Here is a 19,929-nt window from a genome sequence, read left to right as displayed (position 1 = left end):
GCGATGAGAACGAAGGATGGCGATATCGAGCTGTTGGCCATGTCTCGATCGCAAGCGTATCTGTGGTTTCAGGCCGTTCTGGGGTATGCGCCTGTTCCTGCGGTGCTCGAGTGGGTGCTCGCTGAGGAGAACGTGAGCGCGCTGGCCGTATTCTGCGAAGCCGATCTCCGCTTCCGCGCAGCTCAAGAAGCTGCGATGCTTGAGGTCGAGGCGTTGCGGGCGCACGACGACGCTGGACGAGAGCGCGCTTCGGCGGCGTATGCGAGGCTTTTCGTCGGTCCGGAAGCGCTGCCGGTTCGTCCATGGGAATCGAGTTGGAGAGGGTCCGACGAGTCTTTGTTCCAGGAGCGCACGCTGGAAGTGAGGAGAGCGTATTTCGCCGAGGGGTATGTTTGCTCGGGTTATCCTCATGTCGCCGACGACCACATTGCCATAGAACTCGATTTCATGGCTTCGCTTGGCGTGCGCATGGTGGAGGCGTTGGGGCGGCCGGACGCCTTGGAGGCTCGGAGACTCGTGCATTCCTCGCACAGTTTTTTGTGCGGCCATGCAATGGCTTGGATGCCGGATTATGCGGAAGCATGTTCGACGTTGCCCGCCAGCTACGGTTTATACGTTCGCGTTGTACAATTGCTTAAAGAGTTTCTGCGGCTCGACGAAACGGCCTTGGTCGAGCTGGGTGATGCGCTCGAGGCTCGCCAGGGGGAACGCGCTTATGGGCAAGGGGACGGTTGTACGAAGAGCTAACCTGTATTTCAAATTCGCCGTGCTGTTCGTCGCGGTGATCGCCGTGCTGCTCGGATTCAACGTTGCGTGGCGCCAGCACACGCAACATGAGCAGACCGAACGCGAATTGCTCGAAAAAGCGCAAGTTCTTGCCGTGGAGATGGATGCGGTCTGGGACTTCATGGAGCGCAATCAAAACCAGTTCAAAACCGACGAAGACGGAAACTATACGCTGTACTGCGTGGTTGCGGCCAAATCCATCAGCCGCTCTTTTACCGCCGAGACCGATTACATCATTCATTACACGAATACCTCCACGCGCAGGAAATCCGACGCTCCGGACGAGTTCGAGCGCGAAGCGCTTGAAGCCCTCAAGTCCGATCCGTCGCTTGGTTCGTATTACGCGCTCACGACCGACGACGAGGGCTACGATGTGTTCCGCTATGTTGAACCGCTCTTCGTGACGGAGTCGTGTCTGGATTGCCATGGCGAACCGGCTGGCGAACTCGATGTTCTGGGGTATGAGAAGGAAGGCCAGAAGATCGGCGATATCGCTGGCGCAGCGAGCATCATCATGCCGGTCGACACGTATCTGCAGAATTCGCGGACGAATCTCTTGCAGGAAACCGTGATCTTCGCGCTGGTTCTCGCTGGCGGGCTTGCTGCGATCTTTTTCGGCATCGCCCATCTCGTTGCGAAGCCGCTCAAGCAGCTCGGTGGGGCCGCGCGCAAGATAGAGCGCCATGATTTCAACGTCGATCTTTCGCGGATAGGCGATCGCGATGAGTTAGAGGATCTGGCGCGCTCGTTCGATTCGATGGCTGTGCAATTGCAGGAGCTCTACGACCATTTGGAGCAACAGGTGGACGTGCGCACTGCGGAACTCGAGCGGGCGAATGCGTTGCTGGAGACTCAGCGCACCCAGCTTGAGGCCGTCAACGAGAAGCTGCTTGACGAAAGCGCCTACAAATCCGACTTCTTGGCAATCATGAGCCATGAGCTTAAAACGCCCCTCACGTCCATTCTGGCATTTACCGAGCTATGGGAGCAGTCTCACGGAGAGGGCGACGAAGACGATCAGGTAGCCATCAGGGAAATCAAGGAGAACGGTCGGCTGCTTTTGCAGATGATCAGCAATATTCTGGAAATGGCACGTTTGGAGGCGGGCAAGGCGACGCTCGTGTGCGAGGCGGTCGATTTCCGCGATCTTGCTGCCGGCGTTGCAGGAACGGTGAGGCCCATTGCCGAGAAAAGAGGGATCGGGCTCGAAGTGGTCGTGCATGATGACGTGCCGGTGTTCAACGCCGACTACGAGAAACTGCGCCGTATTATGGAGAACCTTGCAAGCAACGCCCTCAAATTCACCGAGCGGGGCGGTTCGGTGGTTGTAGAAACCCGCTACGATGCGATGCTTGGCGAGGTTGTCGTTTGCGTGTCCGATACGGGTGTCGGCATCGCTCGGGAGGATGTGGCGCGGGTGTTCGAGCGCTTCGCCCAATGCGATCGGTCGGAGAACCGCCGATACGGAGGCAGCGGCCTTGGTCTGGCGGTTGTCAAAGAGCTGGTCGAGCTGCACGGCGGTCGCGTGAGCGTGGAAAGCGAGCTCGGACGAGGGAGCGTGTTCACGGTGCGGATACCGGCAGAAGCGGATGGTTGGGGGGACGAATGAAGGTCATGTTGATCGACGACGAGGAGAGCATGCAAACGCTCGTCGAACGGGTTCTCGTGCGCGAGGGCTACGAATTTTGCGTTGCGAGCGATGGCGAGGAGGGGCTTGCGATGCTCGAGCGCGAACGTCCGGATCTTATCATCTTGGACATTATGATGCCGCGCATGAACGGGTTCCACGTTTGTCGCGAACTTAGGGCGCGAGGGATAATCGAGCCGGTCGTTTTCCTATCTGCTCGTAGCGATATCGTCGATAAAAGCGAAGGGTTCGAAGCTGGCGGGAACGACTACCTCGTGAAGCCGTTCGATCCGCAGGAACTGACGCTGAGGGTGAAAGCCCATCTGCGTCAGTTCGCAGCGGTTTCCGATCGGAACAGGACGTCTATCGTTGCGGGGCCCATCGAGATGGACGTCAAGCGTCACCATGCCGTCGTGTACGGCGTCCCCATCGACCTCACCGCGAAAGAGTTTCAAATCTTGTATTTGATGGCATCGTATCCGGGCGAGGTGTTCACGCGCGAGCAGCTGGTGGCTGAAGCCTGGGGACGCGAGTTCGTTGGGGAGACTTCGAGCATCGCGGTGTTCATCCGCAAGATTCGCGAGAAAATCGAACGCGATCCCTCGAACCCCGATTTCGTGATCACGGTGCGCAACGTGGGGTACAAAGTGGAGATACCGGGCTGACTTCCTACTGCGCCCGGCGGATCATGAGGCGCTCTTCGATGGGGAAGGCGTCGATGCTGCGGCGCTCCACCGTCTCGAAGCCGAAGTGGCCGTACAGCTGCTCGAGCCGATCGGTGTAGCAATCGAGGTAGCAGTCCAGCCCGTGCTCGTCGGCGTAGGCGAGGAAGGGCGTGAACAGGCGGCGGAACGCCCCCGTGCCGCGCTTCTCGGGATCGACGCCGGCCGAGATGAAGTAGACGAAGTCCTCGTCCGCGCCCGCGCGCTCGAGCGGCCAGCTCGTGGAGGAGATGGGGTCCATCGCCTCGATGCGCGGCCCCAGCACGTCGATCTCCTCGTCGGTGAGCACCTCGGCCAGAAGCGCGCCCGACTCCTCCTCCAGCTCGGTCCAGTCGACGTCGCCCAGCTCGCTGCGCAGGTAGACGTTCGCGGCGCCCGCGCGGTCGGGCAGCGCGTACACGCACTGGTACGGCGCGGTGACGGCGTAGTCCGACCGGATGACGGCGCGGGTGATCTCGAGCTTGCGGTCGGTTCCGATGCCCAGTTCGTCGAGCGCTTCAAGCCAGGTGACGTACCACATCTCCTCGAGGAAGCACGTGCCCACCATGGTGGCGAGCGCGTCGAGCTCTTCGGTCTGATCAGGCTGAACGGTGATGAGTCCGGATAGGTTCATAGCGTGTCCTTTAGCGATTCGGTTTCGGTTCGTCTTCGATTCTCGCACGACCGGCCAGCCTTGTCGAGCGCCTCGGCGATTCGGGTTACAACTGAGGGCAAGGCGCGGCCGTACTGCAATCCGGCCGCGCCGATCCACCTGTCCGCATTCTCCGAAGGAGGCTCGTCCATGACCGTCAAGGATTTTCTCGATACCAATGATTTCACGAAGGACCAGCTGCTCGATATGATCGAGCTGTCGCGCGTGCTCAAGCGCTGCGTGAAGGCCGGCTACTTCCCCGAGCTGCTGAAGCACAAGACGCTCGGCATGATCTTCCAGCAGGTTTCCACCCGCACGCGCCTGTCGTTCGAGGGCGCCATGGCCGACCTCGGCGGCACGGGCCAGTTCTACGCGCCCGGCACCATCCAGCTGGGCGGGCACGAGACCATCGAGGACTCGGCGCGCGTCATGAGCCGCCTGCTCGACATCCTCGAAGCGCGCGTCGACCACCACGAGGACCTCGTGGAGCTGGCGAAGTACGCCACGATCCCCGTGATCAACGGCATGTCCGACTACAACCATCCCACCCAGGAGATGGGCGACCTCCTCACCATGATCGAGCACCTGCCCGAGGGCAAGCGCATCGAGAACTGCAAGATGGTGTTCGTGGGCGACGCCACCCAGGTGTGCGTGTCCGAGATGTTCATCACCTCGAAGATGGGCATGACGTTCGTGCAGTACGGCCCCGAGGGCCATCAGATCCGCGAGGACCTGCTGGAGATCGGCCGCAAGAACTGCGAGGTGTCGGGCGGCAGCGTGAGCGTCACCGACAACCGCGAGGAGGCCATGAAGGACGCCGACTTCGTGTACACCGACGTGTGGTACGGCCTGTACGACAAGGAGCTGTCGAAGGACGAGCGCATGGCCATCTTCTACCCGAAGTACCAGGTGACCGAGGAGCTCATGGCGATGGCCTCCCCGGACGCCAAGTTCATGCACTGCCTGCCCGCCTCGCGCGGCGAGGAAGTCACCGACGCGGTCATCGACGGCCCGCAGTCCATCTGCTGGGACGAGGCCGAGAACCGCAAGCACTCCATCCGCGGCTTGCTGGCGTACTTCTGCAAGCAGGCCGAAACCGAGGAGCCCGAAGCCGGTGAGGCGCACGACCAGCTGAACTACCTGCTGGAAGGCCTCGGCAAGCAGGGGGTTCCGATGGCCTAACGGCCATCGGAACGGGTCGACGTGCTGCGCCGCGAAGCAAGTCCCCGAAGGGGACGGGCGGCCGTGGCACCCGATCTCGCGGCGAGGCCGAGGCCTCGCGTACCGAAGTACGCTTCGCCCTCGCCCTCCCCGCGATCTCGGGCACCACGGCTGTCCTCGCTGACTGACTAGCGCCAACCTGTGAACTCAGCGCTATCGAAAGAAGGAAACTTATGGCAAAGAATAAGAAATTCCGGTTGATCGACGCGATCTTGTCGGTGATCACCGTCGTGTTCGTGGCCGAGGCGGCGGCTCCCGCAGCTGCCATCGGCAACTCACAGTTCTTCTGGTGGATCTTCCTCATCATCGCGTTTTTGCTGCCGTACGGCCTGGTGGTTTCCGAGTTGGGCACCACGTACGACGACGAGGGCGGCCTGTACGACTGGGTGCGCCGCGCGTTCGGCGACAAGTGGGGCAGCCGCGTGAGCTGGTACTACTGGATCAACTTCCCGCTGTGGATGGCGTCGCTCGCCTTCCTGTTCCCTGAGACCATCTCGATGATCACGGGGATGGAGATCGGGTTGGTGCCCTCGCTCATCATCGAGCTGGCGTTCATCTGGATCGTCGTGTTCCTCAGCTTCTCGAAGGTGTCGGACTCGGCCTGGATCCTCAACCTGGCCGCCGTGCTCAAGGTGGGCATCGCGGTGGTCGTGGGCGGCCTGGGCATCTGGTACGCCGTGAACTTCGGCTTCGCGAACGAGATGACGCCCGAGTCGTTCCTGCCGGCGCTCGACTCGAACAGCCTGACGTATCTGTCCATCATCCTGTTCAACTTCATGGGCTTCGAGGTCATCACCACGTACGTGGGCTCGATGGAGAACCCGAACAAGCAGATCCCCCGCGCCATCATCGCCGGCGGCATCGCCATCGCCGCGCTGTACCTGTTCAGCTCGTTCGGCATCGGCGCCGCCATCCCCGCGATGGACATCTCGCTCGACTCCGGCATCATGGACGCCGTGGGCATCATGGCGGGCGTGGGCAGCGTACTGTTCATCGTGGTGGGCATCGTGTTCCTCATCACGCTGTTCGGCAACATGGTCAGCTGGTCGTTCGGCGTGAACTTCGTGGCCGAGCACGCCGCGCGCAAGAAGAACATGCCGAAGGTGTTCGCGCACGAGAGCAAGAAGAACGGCATGCCCACCGGCGCCGCCATCGTCAACGGCGTGGTGGCCAGCGCGCTCGTGCTGCTGTCGCCCGTGATGGAGCTGGCCGGCTTCGACAGCTTCTTCTGGATCTTCTTCTCCATGAACATCGTGTTCCTGCTGATCAGCTACATCCCCATGTTCCCGGCGTTTTTGAAGCTGCGCAAGATCGACCCCGCCGCCAAGCGCGTGTTCAAGGTGCCCGGCGGCCATGGCGTGGCGCTCGTGGTGGCGTGGCTGCCCGTGGTGCTGCTCGTGCTGGCCATCATCGCCACCATCGTGCCGCTGAACGGCTCGCCCGAGGAGATGGGCAAGATCCCCATGCTCATCGGCGTGATCGCGTTCGTCATCCTGGGCGAGATCGTGCGCATCTGGTCGGCGCGCGGGCGCAACAGCGACTACGGCGGCATGGGATCGAACGGCGACCCGCTCGACTTCGACGTGGCGCAGGGATTCGTGGAGATGCCCGAGTCCGAGAAGATCGCCATCGAAGAGGACGAGCTCATCGGCCGAGAACCGCGCGACTTGGTGTAACCAACCCGAAAGGACGTACCTATGGATACGATTTACGAGAACGAATCGACCCCGAAGAAGGACGGCTACCGCATGCCCGGCGAGTTCGAGCCGCAGGAGTGCATCTGGATGCTGTGGCCGCACCGCCCCGACAACTGGCGTGACGGCGCGAAGCCCGCGCAGAAGGCGTTCGCGGACGTGGCGCGCGGCATCGCGCAGTACGAGCCGGTCATCGTGGGCGTGAACCCCGAGGACTACGCCGCCGCGCACTACGTGCTGGCGGGCGAGGAGAACATCCTCGTCGTGGAGATGACCAGCGACGACTCGTGGATCCGCGACTGCGGCCCCACGTTCGTGGTGAACGATGCGGGCGACGTGCGCGCGGTGCACTGGCACTTCAACGCGTGGGGCGGCCTGGTGGACGGCCTATACTTCCCGTGGGACCAGGACGCGCTCGTGGGCCTCAAGGTGGCCGACCTGGCGGGCGTGGACCGCTATCGCCCCGATGGGTTCGTGCTCGAGGGCGGCTCCATCCACGTGGACGGCGAAGGCACCGTGATGACCACGGAGATGTGCCTCTTGTCCGAGGGGCGCAACCCCGAGCTGTCGAAGGAGCAGATCGAAGGGTACCTGTGCGACTACCTGGGCGTCGACAAGGTCATCTGGATCAAGGACGGCATCGACCCCGAGGAGACGAACGGGCACATCGACGACGTGGCCTGCTTCGTGCGCCCCGGCGAGGTGGCGTGCATCTGGACCGACGACGAGGACAACCCCTTCTACGAGGCCGCGCATGCCGCCTACGACACCCTGTCGAACGCCACCGACGCGAAGGGGCGGGCGCTCAAGGTGCACAAGCTGATCATGCCGAAGGAGCCCACCTACATGACGCAGGAGGAAGTGGACGCCATCGACGTGGTGGAGGGCACCATCCCGCGCACCACCGAGGACGTGTGCATCGCCTCGTACATGAACTTCCTCATCGGCAACGACTTCGTGCTGGTGCCCCAGTACGACGACGAGTACGACGAGCGCGCCCTGCAGCAGGTGCAGGAGATGTTCCCCGAGCGCGAGATCGTCGGCGTGCCCACTCGCGAGGTGGTCTACGGCGGCGGCAACATCCACTGCATCACCCAGCAGCAGCCCGCGGGGCTGTAGGCGAATTCCGAGCGGGGCCCGTCCCTTGGGGTGGGCCCCGCTCTGCGATCGAAAGGAGCTTCCATGCCCTATCAGAAAGGCGCCGGCAAGTCGGTGGTCATCGCGTTGGGCGGCAACGCCTTGGGCTCGACCCCCGAGGAGCAGCTCGAGTTGGTGAAACATACCGCGCAGAACATCGTCGACATGGTGGCCGAGGGCATCAACGTCGTCGTCTCGCACGGCAACGGGCCGCAGGTCGGCATGATCGAGAGCGCGTTCGACTACGCGAACGCGCACGACGGCAAGACGCCGGCCATGCCGCTGCCCGAGTGCGGCGCGATGAGCCAGGGCTACGTCGGCTATCAGCTGTCCCAGGCGCTGCTCAACGAGCTGAAGGAGCGCGGCATCATGCGCTCGTCGGTGGCGCTGATCACGCAGACCGTGGTGGATGCCGACGATCCCGCGTTCAAGGATCCGACGAAGCCTGTGGGCGCGTTCCTCACCGAGGAGGAGGCCGTGCGCCTCGCCGCCGAGACGGGCGCCATGTTCAAGGAGGACGCCGGGCGCGGCTGGCGCCAGGTGGTCGCGTCTCCGCAGCCGCAGCGCATCGTGGAGTTCGACGCCGTCAAGGACCTCATGAACGACGGTTACGTGGTGGTGTGCGCCGGCGGCGGTGGCGTGCCGGTCGTCGAGGACGCGAGCGGCTACCACGGCGTGCCGGCCGTCATCGACAAGGACCGCTCGAGCGCCAAGCTGGCCGCCGAGTTCGAGGCGGACATGCTGGTCATCCTCACGGCGGTGGAGAAGGTGGCCATCAACTTCAACACGCCCGAGCAGGAGGAGATCGACGTCATGGACGTGGCCCAGGCCGAGCGCTACATTGCGGAGGGCCAGTTTGCTCCGGGCAGCATGCTGCCGAAAGTGGAGGCGTGCATTGAGTACGTGCGCGCCTACCCCGAGGGTCGCGCGCTCATCACCTCGCTCGAAAGCGCCGCCGCCGGCCTCAAAGGCGAGACGGGAACGCTGATCGTCGCGTAGCGGGCGCGAATTCCGGTCGCGTGGACGCGAATCGGGGGCCATGACAATTTTGGCGTGCGATTCTCGTCGTGCGACGTCGCTGCAACAAGCAAAGCCCCAGGTGGCGAGACTTCGATTCGCCACCTGGGGCTTTGTGCTGCCAAGAGAATTGTCACCGGTGCCGTTTTGCGTCCAAAAGCGGGGAGGCACGCGAAGGAAGGCGCGCGGCGGGAGGCGCGCGGCGCGCGCGAGCGCTTCGCTAGTCGTGGCAGGTGTGGCAGGAGTACACGCCGGCGTGGTGGCACGAGTCGCAGTATTCGGGCGCGCTCTCCTCGGCCGGCTCGCTGTCGTGCATGACGTGGCAGCTGGCGCAGTCGGTGGAGGCGTGGTCCTCGTTCTCGGGCATGGCGTGCGGGTTCACCGTGGTGCCCTCGCTGTCGGTGAGCAGTGCGAGGTCGGCGGTCTTCGCCGCGAGCTCCTCGTAGCTGCCATGGCATGACAGGCACGCGGCCTCGTCGATGGTGGTGCTGCGCAGTTTGGTCGCGCGCTTCTTGGCTTCGTCGGGCGTGGCGTTCTTGTGGGCGCTCGCCAGGCCGCTCTCGTCGGTGTGGCAGGTCGCGCACGTGGTGCCCTCGGCGGCGTGCGTGGCGGCGAGGCACGCCGCATCGTCCATCGACCCGTCTTCCTTCTCGTGGCATTGCGCGCAGGTGGAATCGTAGCTCCAGGTGAAAGCGACCTGCGTCGATTCCGCGTTCGCGCCTTCGCTGCCGGTTTCGTCGTTGTGCTGCGGAGCGCACGCGGCGAGGCCGCCGAGGGCGACGATGCCGCACGTTGCCAACGCAACGGTTATGCGCAGGTGCATTCGGTTCACGGCTGACTCCTTCGTCGAACGTGGTTGCGGATGGCCCCGCTCGGCGCGGGCGAGGGGAGGGAGGGTGTCGCCCTCCGCCGAGCGGGGCGGGGAAGCGGCGGCGTCCGCGTTCGCACGCCGCCGCGGCGTATGGTTTTACTTCGCGGCATCCCAGGCGGTCTCGGCCGCGGCGTTCTCGCCGGCGATGCGCCCGCACACGATGCACTCGGTCACGTTGCCGCCGCCCTGGTACACGAACTTGAAGCACGACGACATCTCGCCGGCCGAGTACAGGCGCGGGATGGGCTCGTTGCGCCAGTCGATGACGCGGCGCTCGCCGTCGGCCTGCAGGCCGCCCTTCGTGTTGGGGCCGCCCGCCACGAGCGGCATCGCATAGAACGGCGGCGTGCTGATGGGCTGGAATCCCTTGTCCGTCTCTTCGCCGGTCAGCGGGTCCTTCGATTTGCTCGTGCGCCCGAACTCCTCGTCGACGCCGGTGTCCACCATGTGCTGGTACTGCTCCATCGTGGCGGCCAGCACGGCGGGATCCATCCGGCCCCTGTTGAGCTCGTGGGTGTCGCGGATCTTCTCGGCCAGCTCTTCGATGGTGTCGGCTTTGATGAGCCATCCCTTGTCGATGGCGGTCTGGTTGTCCTCGTCCCACGGGACGATGCCGAAGCCGCAGGTGGAAAGCGTGATGTTGACCAGCGGCGCCGACGTGCGCTTCGTCTCGTCGATGATCATGTACGACGGGTTGTTCGGGAATTCCAGCTTCTCGATGTCCATGTGCACGGCGTTCTTGTACGAGAAGTAACGGCTCGGGTCCTTCGTGATGAGCGTCTCGTTCATGAAGCGGCGGCCTTCGGAGTTCACGACGATGGTGCCGGCGCCGCCCACTGAGTCGGTGATGGAGCCCACGTTGCAGTCGTTCTTCGTCACGTCGGGGCACGACCAGATGAGGCGCGACGCCGCCTTGCCCACCTTCGCCAGCTGCGCGCCCGCCTCGCATCCCATGCGGATGCCGTCGCCCTCGTTGGAAAGCGTGCCGTAGAACGCCCAGCCGGTCATGCCCTCGCCTTCGAGGAACGCGCGGCGCATCTCTTCGTTGTACTCGTAACCGCCGGTCGTGAGGATGACGCCCTTTTTCGCCTTGATGCGGACGTCGGCCCCTCCCTGCTGGGCGACGACGCCGATCACTTCGCCTGCGTCGTTCTGGATGAGCTTTTGACCGGGCGTTTCGTATGCCACTTCGATCTTGTCGGTGCGGTCGGCGATGCCCGTCTTCAAGCAGTTGAAGAACGCGAGGCCGGCGGCCGTGTCTTCCTTCGGCATGTCGATGGTGGGGAACTTGGGCCCTGTGGCCGACTTGCCGTACGTGCTGTTGTAGCTCTTGTAGCCCGCTTTCTCGGCGCCGGGGAAGTCGGGGAAGGCCGCGCCGCCGCGCTCGATCACCTTGAAATCGGGGTCGAGGCTCTGCATGAATTCGACGTTGAGCGGCTCGTACTCGGCGAACTTCTCCACGATGCCGTCCACGAACAGGGGCGACTGCTCGCCCTCGTTCTTCGTCGGCAGGTTCTCGCCCGAGAACATGCCGCGCAGGTATTCCTTGAGCGCTTCCTTGTCGCCGTCCTTGTCGGGCGAGTGGAAGATGCCGCCGGACATGAGCGTGTTGCTGAGGTGCTCCGCTTCCGCGTTCTTTTCGAGCAGGATGACGCTGGCACCCGCGTCGGCCGCGGCGATGGCCGCGCAGGCGCCCGCGCCGCCGAAGCCCACGACGACCACGTCCGCTTCCTTGTCCCATGCCTCCTGGTCGGTGCCGCCGCCGGTCGCCTGATCGGCGCAGCCCGTCAGGCCGAGCGCCGAGGCGCCCACGGCCGCTCCCGCTGCGGCCAGGCCTGCGTTGCGCAGAAAATCACGACGTGAAACCGATGATGCTCCCATGATGGTCCCCTTTCCTTGATGGTTCCGTGGTGCCGGCGATGCCGACGCCCTGAGAGTAGGCGGCGGGACGGAATAGGGCATCGTGCGAACCGGCAGATATTGCCCCTGGTCGCACTATCGTCCGAACCGGATGATGTATGGTGGGGCGGATGCATCTATCGTGCGAAGTGGCTTGAGGGGGCTGGATGCAGGGCGCGCAGGGGAGGGGTTGCTATGCGGTTCACGGGAAGCGGTCTTGGGAGTGTGGCGCTCGACGAGCGCAAGCGCGCCATCGCGGCGCTCGTCGGCCTGGCGGTGATGGGCGTTTGGGTGAACCTGGTCGGATACGGCGGGGTGTTTCTCGAGCCGTCGTCGACCGACTCCTCGCTCGAGACGACGCGGTACGCGTACCACGCGGGGCGCGTCGCGGTCTCGCTGCTGATCCTCGTCGCTCCCGGGGCGTTCGAGCGCTTCGGGCGCGGCATGCGGACGTATCTGCCGCTGGTCATGTGCTTCTGCACCGCCGGGTTCGCCATCGCGTTCCACCAGACGCTCGTGGCGCCGGTGGTGCTCGGCGTGGGCGCCTCGTTCGTGCTCGGCATGGGGTACCTGTGGATCGTGGCGTCGTTCTACATCGCGCTGGCGCGGGCGGTCCCGCTGCGCCCGGCCATCGTCGTGGCGCTTGCGAGCCAGGTGATCGAGCAGGTGCTGAGCGTTGCGGCAAGCTCGGCGCTGGGCGCGACGGCGCAGATCGTCGTGTGCTGCGCGTGCCCGCTCGTCGCGCTGGCGGCTTTGCCGCGCGCGTGGCGGAAGCGCGATGCCGCGCAGGGCGGCGTCGTGGCCGACAAGGCGCGATCGCACCTCTACCTGCTGCTCGTCGCCTCGGGGGTTGCCATCGTCACGCTCAGCGCGGTGAGCAACGTCGGGATATGGGGAAGCGCGCGGGTCGAATACGTTGCCGAGGACGCGCTGGTCTCGTGCGTGCGGACGTGCCTTGCCTGCGTGCTGCTGACGGCGTTCGCGTTGGGCACGCTCGTGGCTTCGGCCGACAAGCCGCTGGGGTACCGCTACCAGGTGCCGTTCCTCGTCATCGTAGGGTGCTTCATGCTGGCGGTGCTCAAGCAGGTGTTTCCCGGCATGTGGAGCGAGCCGGTGACGGTGGTGCTGCTGGCGGCCGAGTTCTTCTCGCACATTCTCACCTGGACGCTCGTCATGAACGCCGAGAAGGATCTGGCGGGGCCGTCGTACTTCAACGCCGGCATGTCGTTGGCGCCGTACAGCATCTGCTCTATCGGGTGGATATTCCTGCTCGAAACCGACCAGGTGGCGTCGGCGTTCGTGGTGCTTGCGGTGTCGTACGCGCTCATCATCGTGGTGGCCGTGCACCCGCGCTTGCTGTACGAGCGGCGGCAGCGCACGCTCACGTCGGCGGATGCGCTCAACGAGTACACGATCGAGGGCGAGCCCGAGATCCCGCTTGAGAGCAACGGTGCCGCCGTGGTGGAGGTGGTGGATCGTCGCTGCGTGCTGCTGGGTGAGCGCTACGGGCTGTCGCAGCGCGAAACGCAGGTGCTGTCGCTGCTGGCGCAGGGCCGGTCGCGGCCGGCCATCCAGCGCGAGCTCGTGCTGTCCGAGGGCACCGTGAAGACCCACGTCGCCCACATCTACGAGAAGATGGGCGTCGGCTCGCGCCAGGAGGTGTTCGACATCGTGTACGATGCGGGCGTCGACGGGGAGACGGCCCCCGCATCTTCGTGAGTCTTCCTACGCCCCCTCGACCAGCGCTTCCCCCTCCGGCGCTCCCAGCGCGGACGCACTCGCACTCGTGTCCGCGTCCGCGCGCTTGAGCTTGCGGCATTCGCGGGCGGCCAGCGCCACGGCCAGGGCGGCGGCCAGCAGGTCGGCGGGCGGCTGCGACCACCAGACGCCCGTGATGCCCTCGAGCGCGGCCAGCGCCACGATCAGCGGGATGGCGAACAGCAGGTAGCGGCAGATGCCCAGCACGATGGACGTGCGCTCCTGGCCGACAGCTTGGAAGTACGCCGAGGCCACCTGCGCCATGAATCCGAACGGCGCGCACACCAGCAGCGGCAGGAAGTGCGAGGCTGTCAGCTCGACGAGGGCGGGGTCGTCGCCGATGAAGAACGCCGAGATGGGCGCCGCGAACGCGATGACCAGCCCGCACACCACGGCCAGGATGGCGAACGTGCCGCCCAGGCTGGCCTTCACCAGCTCGCGCAGGCGGTCGTGGTGCCGCGCGCCGCAGTTGAAGCTGGCGATGGGCTGCAATCCGTACGTGGCGCTCAGGCACAGCATGTCCAAAAGGTAGATGACGTAGCCGTTGATCACGGCGAACGCGGCGAGGTCGGGGTCGCCGCCCAGCGCGCCCAGGTAGTTGTTGATGACCATCGTGTACACGAGGCTGGCGGCCTGCACCAGGAACAACGGCAGCCCTTGCCACAGGATGGCGCCGCACACCTTGCGCTCCAGCTTCATGCCCGAGAACGTCACCTTGAAGGTTGACTTCTTGTTGAACTGGAAATACAGGATGGCGAAGAACCACAGCCCCGTGCTCATGCCGTAGTACGCGCCCGCGGCGGCGAAGCCCAGCTGCAGCACGTACACGCACACGTACAGCCACAACAGCGACACGACCGAGGCGATGACGGCCAGCGCCGAAGCGAGCGAGGGCTTCTCGTCGGTGCGCAAGAGCGAGCACAGCAGCTGGCCCAGCGTGCAGAACGGGTAGAAGCACATGAGCAGGCGGATGAACGCCGTCACGTCGGCGTGGATGTCGGCCGTGGCGCCCAGCAGCGTGGCGATCTGCGGTGCAAACAGGGCGATGGCCGCGGAAAGCGCCACCAGCAGGTACGCCGACAGCCAGAAGCCCTGCGCGAACACCTTCTGTGCGCCCGCCGCGTCGCCGCTGCCGAGGCGCTGGCCGGCCGCCGCGGCGGTGCCCATGCCCAGCGCGCCGCCCAGCGCCAGGTTCAGCAGCTCGAGCGGCAGGATGACGGTGACGGCGGCCAGCCCGAGCGGGCCCAGGCCGTTGCCGATGATGAGCCCCTCGAGCACCACCATCACCATCTGGGCCAGCATGCCGGCGAACGTGATGGCTGCGTAGCGTGCGAACAGCGGCTTGATGGGAGCGGTTCCCAGCTCGCGTTCGGTGGGTTCGGGCTCGATGAGCAGCTCGTCCATGGCCGTCGGCCTCCTAGCCTGTGTGGCGCGTTTCCCTTGGATCGACGATACCGCGAAGCGGCGACGAGCGGGGGATTATACCGGTCGCGTTTCGCCCCCGCGCGGGATTATATGGGATTAGCACGTCGCGCTGGATGTATTTGAACAAAAATCCCCGACGTGCGGACTGCGCCTGAGAGAAGAAGCCTCCGTACCTATTCTGGAAAGCGGATTTCGCGCGGTATGCTGATGACAGCGTTCCTGATCAGGTGTTTCTTTTAGCGGTTGCCGCCCAACGCGCGGATGTCGAGCGCGATGTTTCGCACGTCGCCCGTTATTGTGCAATATGAAGGCGTTTTGCATGTTAGGATAAGCGCATACAGGGAGTTAGTGCGAGTGCCCTTCTCATGAAGCGGCCCATTGCGGAAACGGTGCCCTCGTTTTCCTTACCACACCCGCAAGATCCTCTTAACGTAGGGCGCGAAGGGGATGTTGTGCTTACGATGTTTGCGGAAACCTATACGAGCGGTCGGCGAGCCGCATGATCGCTCCGACAATATGCTTCGGGCGCGAAACCGCCCTTCAGATTCTGCGCACGACCGATCCGGGTGCGCGCGCCTATCTGCGAGCCGATGCGAGCATGCTGCCCGATCGGGCTCCAAGCCCACGCGAGCTTGAAAGAGCCATCGAGCTCGTACGGACGAGCCATCCTTCGGTGGCGATCGACCTGCCTGCCCATGTCCTGGTGGCAAGCTCATCTCGACGTCGCATGTCGCAAGCGTGCAAGTCGCATGTTTGCGCATCCGCGCTGCAAGGACGATCCCTGCACCGGCTGGGCAAAGGCGTGTTCGCAAGCGCGGCCGCTCTTGCCTTCGTGCATATCGCGGCGCAGGAAAAAAGCGAGGTCGCCCTGTTGGAGCTCGGCTACGAATTGTGCGGTTCGTATCAAACGCGACGAACCGGGGTCGCTTCCGCCTATCAGGTGGAGCCTCTTGCTTCCGTCAAAGTGCTTGAAAACTTCGCAGCTCGTAATCCTTCGTTGCGCGGCTCGGGAAAAGTGGCGAGCATCGCACGCTACTTGGCCGACGATTCTGCATCCCCTCGCGAAACCAAGCAAGCGCTCGCTTTCGGTTTGCCTATGATGTACGGGGGTCATGGGCTGGGCATTCCTCGTATGAACTACAAGATACTCGCAAGCCCTGCGGCACGGGCGCTTACGGGGAAAACGTATTTCCGCGGCGACCTGTGCTGGCCCGAAGCGAAACTCGACGTCGAGTATCAAAGCAAAGAGTCGCACTCGGGCGAGAAAAAGCGCATCTCGGATTCTCGCAGGATGAACGCCCTTGTCTCGATGGGGTGGACGGTCGTGTGCGTCACGAACGACGAGCTCGACAGCATGGTTGCTACGGATGCGATCGCAGAGACGATCCGCCGCCATCTTGGAAAGCGATTGCAGGTTCGCGTCTCCGGCTACCACGCACGAAAGCTGAAGCTGAGAAGGCAGCTGGGATTGCCCATTGGATACGATTAGGTCTACCCGCGTTTTCTTGCGGCCCGACATCGATTTTGCAGCGGAATCGGTCGTGTTTGAACAAAAATCCCCGACGTGCGGGATGTCGTTTCTGCCATCGTGTCGCGCGGTTTTTGCTTGGTTTGGGAAACGCCAGGTCAGGAACATGGTTGTATCGAAATGCGCGGATTGGGGCCCTGATGGGCGATTCAAAGGCGTTTTCCGAAGCTCTCCGAACCCGCACGTCGCGGGTTTTTGTGCATAGTGAGCTGGATACTGCTGTGTAGCCGCGGTTGGCGGCGGAGTTCAGCCTTCCGATCCGAGTCCGTCGTGCGACGCCGACGCGGGCGGTGCCCCCGGTTCCGCGTCGGGGGCACCTGAAAAAGAAGGGGATGGGGATGTTTAGGCCCCGAACACCTTCTTGCCGCCCAGGTACGTGGCCAGCACCTTCGCTCCCAGAATCTCCTCGGGGGCGCACGTCACGAGGTCGGTGTCGAGCACCGCGAGGTCGGCCAGCTTGCCCACCTCGAGCGACCCGACTTCGTCGCCGCGGCCCGCGGCGACGGCGCTGCCCAGCGTGTAGGCGCGCACGGCGTCGGCGGCGTCGATCTTCTCCTGCGGCTGCCAGCCGCCCGCGGGCTCGCCGGTGGCCGGGCTCTGGCGCGTCACGGCGTCGTAGATCACCTCGCGCGAGTTGATGTCCACCACGGGCGAGTCGGTGCCGAACGAGAACTTCACGCCCGCGTCGAGGTAGCTGCGATACGGCCACATCCATCGCGCGCGCTCGGGCCCCAGGTCGCGCTCGATGCCGTTCGGGTCGAGCACCGTGTGGGGCGGCTGGCAGTTGGCCGACACGTCGAGCTCGGCCAGCCGCGCGATGTCCTCCGGTAGGAAGTTCTCGAGGTGCTCCAGCCCGTTCTGGCCGGCCACGGGGCCGAACTTCTCGCGCGCCTCCTCGAAGATGTCGAGCGCCACGTGGATGGCGCGGTCGCCGATGGTGTGGATGCGCACGGCGAAGCCCTCCTCGGCCGCGCCCAGCACGATCCGGCGCATGCGCTCGGGATCGGTGACCGGCGCGCCGCATTCGCCCTCGTACGCCGCGTTCGCATACGGCTCGGTGAGCCAGGCGGTGTGGGTGGACGACACGCCGTCGAAAAACTGCTTGAGGCCGGGGGAGCGCAGTAGGTCGTTGCCGGCGAACTCGTCGCGCAGCGCGCGGGCGCGGGCGAGGTCCTCCAGCGCGGTGGGGAACATGTTGATGCGCACCGTGAGGTCGCCGCGCTCGTACAGCGCGCGGTACACGTCGTCGCGCACGAAGTCGCCGCCCGGGACGGCCAGCAGCGACACGTCGCACACGCTCGTGATGCCCTCGGCGTTGAGGTCGGCCAGGAACTGCTTGATGCCGGCGTTCGTCTCCTCCTCGCTGAACTGCAGCATGGTGGGGATGAGCTGCGTGGCTGCGGTCTCCTGGATGATGCCGGTCAGCTCGCCGTGCTCGTCTTTCTGGTAGATGCCGCCGGCGGGCGGCACCGAGTCCTTCGTGATGCCGAACTTCTCGAGGCCCTTCGAATTCGTCCACAGCGTGTGGGAGTCGCCCGACTGCAGGCACACGGGACGGTCGGGGTAGGCAGCGTCGAGGAGATCCTTCGTGGGCAGCACGGGGTTGTCCCACAGCGGGTGGTACCAGCCGTACGACAGCATGAACTCGTCGCGCGGGCGGGCGTCCTCCACCTGCTTGAGCGCCTCGACACAGTCCTCGGGGCAGGTGCCCTCGCAGAACACCACGTAGGGCGAGCGGTCCATCGCCGAGGGGAAGAAGTGCAGGTGGGGATCGTGGAAGCCGGGGCAGACGAACGCGTCGCCCACGTCTTCCTGCCGGGTGGCGGGCCCTGCGTAGGCGGCGGCCTCCTCGCGCGGCCCGACGAAGACGATGCGGCCGCCCTCGATGGCGATGCTGCCGTCCGTCGTGACACCGACGCCCGGCTCGGCGGTGAAGATGCGGGTGCTGCTCAGAATCAGATCGGCCGGCTTCATGCGACGGCTCCTTCCTGCGGGAGGTCAGACGTATCGGGTGCGGACTCGGCGCGCAGCGAGCTCAGGCGGCGCAGCTCGCGCACCACGAACACCAGGGTGAACGCGAAGCACAGCACGTCGGCCACCGGCTGCGCCCACCATACGCCCGTGATGCCCATGAACGAGGACATGATCATGATGCAGGGGACGGTGAAGATGAGATAGCGGCTCATGCCCAGCACCGTGGCGATGACCACCTTGTCCACCGCTTGGAAGTACGCCGACATCACGTTCGACACGGTTCCCAGGCACGCCAGCGCGCACAGCGGAAGGGCGTTCGCGGCGGCAAGCGCGATGAGGTCGGGCTCGTTGCCGCAGAAGATGGTGCAGATGGGCACGGCGCACACGATGAACAGCACCGAGATCACGGCGATGGCGCCGGCGGTGTCCACCACGGCCACGCGGATGAGCGTCTTCAGGCGGTCGGGGCGCTTGGCGCCGAAGTTGACGCTGGCCAGGGGCTGCACGCCGTACGTCGCGCACAGCCACATCATGTTGAGGATGTACACGAGGTAGCCGTTCAGGATGGCGAACGCGGAAATCTCCAAATCGCCGCCCAGCACGCCCAGGTAGTTGTTGATGACGATGGTGTACAGGAGGCTGGCCACCTGCACGAGGAAGGTGGGCAGGCCGATGACGAGGATCTCGCGGCACAGCGCGCCCTCGATCTTCATGTCGGACAGCGAGATCTTGAAGTTCGTGTGCTTGCTGAAGATGAAGTAGAACACCACGACGAACCACAGGCCGATGGACGTGCCGTAGTACACGGCGGCGCCGGCCACGCCCATGTTCGCCAGGAAGATGGAGCAGTACAGCCACACGATGGCCAGCACGGCCGAGCCGAACATGGCGGCGGTGGCCAGGGCCGGCTTCTCGTCCACGCGCAGCACCGACGACATCATCTGGCCGAGGATGCAGAACGGGTAGAAGCACACGAAGATGCGCATGAACGTGACCACGCCGTCCACGAGGTCGGGCGTGGCGCCCAGCATGAGGGCGATCTGCGGCGCGAAGATGAAGATGAGCACCGAGACGGCCAGGATCAGGTACGTGGACAGCCAGAAGCCCTGCGAGAACGCCTTGCGCGCTCCCGCCGCGTCGCCCGCTCCCAGGCGGTTGCCCGCCACGGTGGCCACGCCCATGCCGAGCGACCCGCCCAGCGCCAGGTTCAGCAGCTCGAGCGGCATGATGATGCCCACGACGGCCAAGCCGAACGATCCCAGGCCGTTGCCGATGATCACCCCCTCCAGGATAACCATGACGGCCTGCGCGGCCATGCCGATGAGCGTGATGAGCGAGTACTTCACGAACAGACCGTGTACGGGTTTGGTGCCGAGCTCGCGGTCCTCGTCGGTGACCGCGACGGCGGTCGTATCCTCTGCCATCAGCGCTGCCCTCCTTTCCCAATCCGGTTGAAGCGGGCGCGGTGCCGCTTCCTCGGGACGACCGGGCGGTCGCCCTCGCGTGCGGGCGGCTCCCTTGCGGCCGCCCCCTCTGGATACGACCATACGCCCGCCGCCCCGCCGGAGGAAAGTTTATAAGGGGTTGGATTCCCCGCCCCCGGGATTAGAAGGGGTTAGCACGCTTTTGAGCAGGGGAG

General features: G+C 64.8%; 15 protein-coding genes. 9 read left to right on the top strand and 6 right to left on the bottom strand.

Translation table 11 applies throughout. From position 1 onward, the window contains the following. Window positions 1-3: 3 nt before the first annotated feature. From GS424_RS13745 to GS424_RS13735, 3 genes are read left to right on the top strand one after another with little or no spacing between them, the layout of a single operon-like run. Entirely contained in the window at window positions 4-747 is a 744-nt protein-coding gene (locus tag GS424_RS13745) for a TorD/DmsD family molecular chaperone (protein ID WP_160943624.1), read from the top strand. Further along, window positions 716-2,395, top strand: a complete 1,680-nt coding sequence (locus tag GS424_RS13740) for an ATP-binding protein (protein ID WP_160943625.1) — start codon at window positions 716-718, stop codon at window positions 2,393-2,395. Before GS424_RS13745 ends, GS424_RS13740 begins: the two co-directional genes overlap by 32 nt. Before the next feature lie 5 nt (window positions 2,396-2,400). Then, the gene (locus tag GS424_RS13735; protein WP_218958862.1) at window positions 2,401-3,078 is read left to right on the top strand and encodes a response regulator transcription factor; all 678 of its coding nucleotides are present in this window, start codon (window positions 2,401-2,403) and stop codon (window positions 3,076-3,078) included. Between the two features lie 4 nt (window positions 3,079-3,082). Here the strand turns inward: GS424_RS13735 and GS424_RS13730 are convergent, their stop codons facing one another. Beyond that, a complete protein-coding gene (locus tag GS424_RS13730; RefSeq protein WP_160943627.1) occupies window positions 3,083-3,748 on the bottom strand; it encodes a GNAT family N-acetyltransferase in 666 nt (221 codons plus the stop codon). Window positions 3,749-3,916: 168 nt separating this feature from the next. Between GS424_RS13730 and ptcA the strand changes: the two genes are divergently transcribed. The 4 genes from ptcA (at window position 3,917) to arcC (ending at window position 8,817) form a co-directional block, all read left to right on the top strand. After that, window positions 3,917-4,948, top strand: a complete 1,032-nt coding sequence (gene ptcA, locus GS424_RS13725; RefSeq protein ID WP_160943628.1) for a putrescine carbamoyltransferase — start codon at window positions 3,917-3,919, stop codon at window positions 4,946-4,948. Window positions 4,949-5,160: 212 nt separating this feature from the next. Continuing rightward, entirely contained in the window at window positions 5,161-6,663 is a 1,503-nt protein-coding gene (locus GS424_RS13720) for an APC family permease (protein ID WP_160943629.1), read from the top strand. Between the two features lie 21 nt (window positions 6,664-6,684). After that, window positions 6,685-7,800, top strand: coding sequence for an agmatine deiminase (gene aguA / locus GS424_RS13715; RefSeq protein ID WP_160943630.1), 1,116 nt, complete (start codon window positions 6,685-6,687; stop codon window positions 7,798-7,800). Between the two features lie 63 nt (window positions 7,801-7,863). Beyond that, window positions 7,864-8,817, top strand: a complete 954-nt coding sequence (arcC, locus tag GS424_RS13710; protein ID WP_160943631.1) for a carbamate kinase — start codon at window positions 7,864-7,866, stop codon at window positions 8,815-8,817. Between the two features lie 238 nt (window positions 8,818-9,055). On the opposite strand, the gene GS424_RS13705 is transcribed toward arcC, so the two are convergent. Beyond that, window positions 9,056-9,658, bottom strand: coding sequence for a cytochrome c3 family protein (locus GS424_RS13705; RefSeq protein ID WP_160943641.1), 603 nt, complete (start codon window positions 9,656-9,658; stop codon window positions 9,056-9,058). Between the two features lie 144 nt (window positions 9,659-9,802). After that, window positions 9,803-11,587: an FAD-dependent oxidoreductase gene (locus tag GS424_RS13700; RefSeq protein WP_160943632.1), complete on the bottom strand. Its 1,785-nt coding sequence runs from the start codon at window positions 11,585-11,587 to the stop codon at window positions 9,803-9,805. 213 nt (window positions 11,588-11,800) lie between these two features. Here GS424_RS13700 and GS424_RS13695 point away from each other — a divergent pair, with 213 nt between their 5' ends. Continuing rightward, window positions 11,801-13,324: a response regulator transcription factor gene (locus GS424_RS13695; protein ID WP_160943633.1), complete on the top strand. Its 1,524-nt coding sequence runs from the start codon at window positions 11,801-11,803 to the stop codon at window positions 13,322-13,324. 6 nt (window positions 13,325-13,330) lie between these two features. Here GS424_RS13695 and GS424_RS13690 read toward each other — a convergent pair whose 3' ends face one another. Next, window positions 13,331-14,767, bottom strand: a complete 1,437-nt coding sequence (locus GS424_RS13690; RefSeq protein WP_244977559.1) for an MATE family efflux transporter — start codon at window positions 14,765-14,767, stop codon at window positions 13,331-13,333. 520 nt (window positions 14,768-15,287) lie between these two features. Between GS424_RS13690 and GS424_RS13685 the strand changes: the two genes are divergently transcribed. Next, a complete protein-coding gene (locus tag GS424_RS13685) occupies window positions 15,288-16,277 on the top strand; it encodes a DUF559 domain-containing protein (RefSeq protein ID WP_160943634.1) in 990 nt (329 codons plus the stop codon). A 381-nt stretch (window positions 16,278-16,658) separates the two neighbouring features. Here GS424_RS13685 and GS424_RS13680 read toward each other — a convergent pair whose 3' ends face one another. Then, window positions 16,659-18,290, bottom strand: coding sequence for an amidohydrolase (locus GS424_RS13680; RefSeq protein WP_160943635.1), 1,632 nt, complete (start codon window positions 18,288-18,290; stop codon window positions 16,659-16,661). Next, window positions 18,287-19,714, bottom strand: a complete 1,428-nt coding sequence (locus GS424_RS13675) for an MATE family efflux transporter (protein ID WP_160943636.1) — start codon at window positions 19,712-19,714, stop codon at window positions 18,287-18,289. Before GS424_RS13675 ends, GS424_RS13680 begins: the two co-directional genes overlap by 4 nt. Between the last annotated feature and the right edge of the window lie 215 nt (window positions 19,715-19,929).

Source organism: Eggerthella guodeyinii (assembly GCF_009834925.2).
Classification (GTDB): Bacteria; Actinomycetota; Coriobacteriia; order Coriobacteriales; family Eggerthellaceae; genus Eggerthella; species Eggerthella guodeyinii.
The sequence above is the reverse complement of the archived record's forward strand: the minus strand, read 5'-3'. Positions and strand labels throughout refer to the sequence as shown.

Excerpts from the sequence above, each read along its gene's own strand:
- GS424_RS13735 (WP_218958862.1), top strand. The coding sequence starts at position 2,401 with ATGTTGATCGACGACGAGGAGAGCATGCAAACGCTCGTCGAACGGGTT.
- GS424_RS13695 (WP_160943633.1), top strand. The coding sequence starts at position 11,801 with ATGCGGTTCACGGGAAGCGGTCTTGGGAGTGTGGCGCTCGACGAGCGC.
- GS424_RS13705 (WP_160943641.1), bottom strand. The coding sequence starts at position 9,658 with ATGCACCTGCGCATAACCGTTGCGTTGGCAACGTGCGGCATCGTCGCC.
- GS424_RS13720 (WP_160943629.1), top strand. The coding sequence starts at position 5,161 with ATGGCAAAGAATAAGAAATTCCGGTTGATCGACGCGATCTTGTCGGTG.
- GS424_RS13685 (WP_160943634.1), top strand. The coding sequence starts at position 15,288 with ATGATCGCTCCGACAATATGCTTCGGGCGCGAAACCGCCCTTCAGATT.
- arcC (WP_160943631.1), top strand. The coding sequence starts at position 7,864 with ATGCCCTATCAGAAAGGCGCCGGCAAGTCGGTGGTCATCGCGTTGGGC.
- GS424_RS13745 (WP_160943624.1), top strand. The coding sequence starts at position 4 with ATGAGAACGAAGGATGGCGATATCGAGCTGTTGGCCATGTCTCGATCG.
- GS424_RS13740 (WP_160943625.1), top strand. The coding sequence starts at position 716 with ATGGGCAAGGGGACGGTTGTACGAAGAGCTAACCTGTATTTCAAATTC.
- GS424_RS13690 (WP_244977559.1), bottom strand. The coding sequence starts at position 14,767 with ATGGACGAGCTGCTCATCGAGCCCGAACCCACCGAACGCGAGCTGGGA.
- GS424_RS13675 (WP_160943636.1), bottom strand. The coding sequence starts at position 19,714 with ATGGCAGAGGATACGACCGCCGTCGCGGTCACCGACGAGGACCGCGAG.
- aguA (WP_160943630.1), top strand. The coding sequence starts at position 6,685 with ATGGATACGATTTACGAGAACGAATCGACCCCGAAGAAGGACGGCTAC.
- GS424_RS13700 (WP_160943632.1), bottom strand. The coding sequence starts at position 11,587 with ATGGGAGCATCATCGGTTTCACGTCGTGATTTTCTGCGCAACGCAGGC.
- GS424_RS13680 (WP_160943635.1), bottom strand. The coding sequence starts at position 18,290 with ATGAAGCCGGCCGATCTGATTCTGAGCAGCACCCGCATCTTCACCGCC.
- ptcA (WP_160943628.1), top strand. The coding sequence starts at position 3,917 with ATGACCGTCAAGGATTTTCTCGATACCAATGATTTCACGAAGGACCAG.
- GS424_RS13730 (WP_160943627.1), bottom strand. The coding sequence starts at position 3,748 with ATGAACCTATCCGGACTCATCACCGTTCAGCCTGATCAGACCGAAGAG.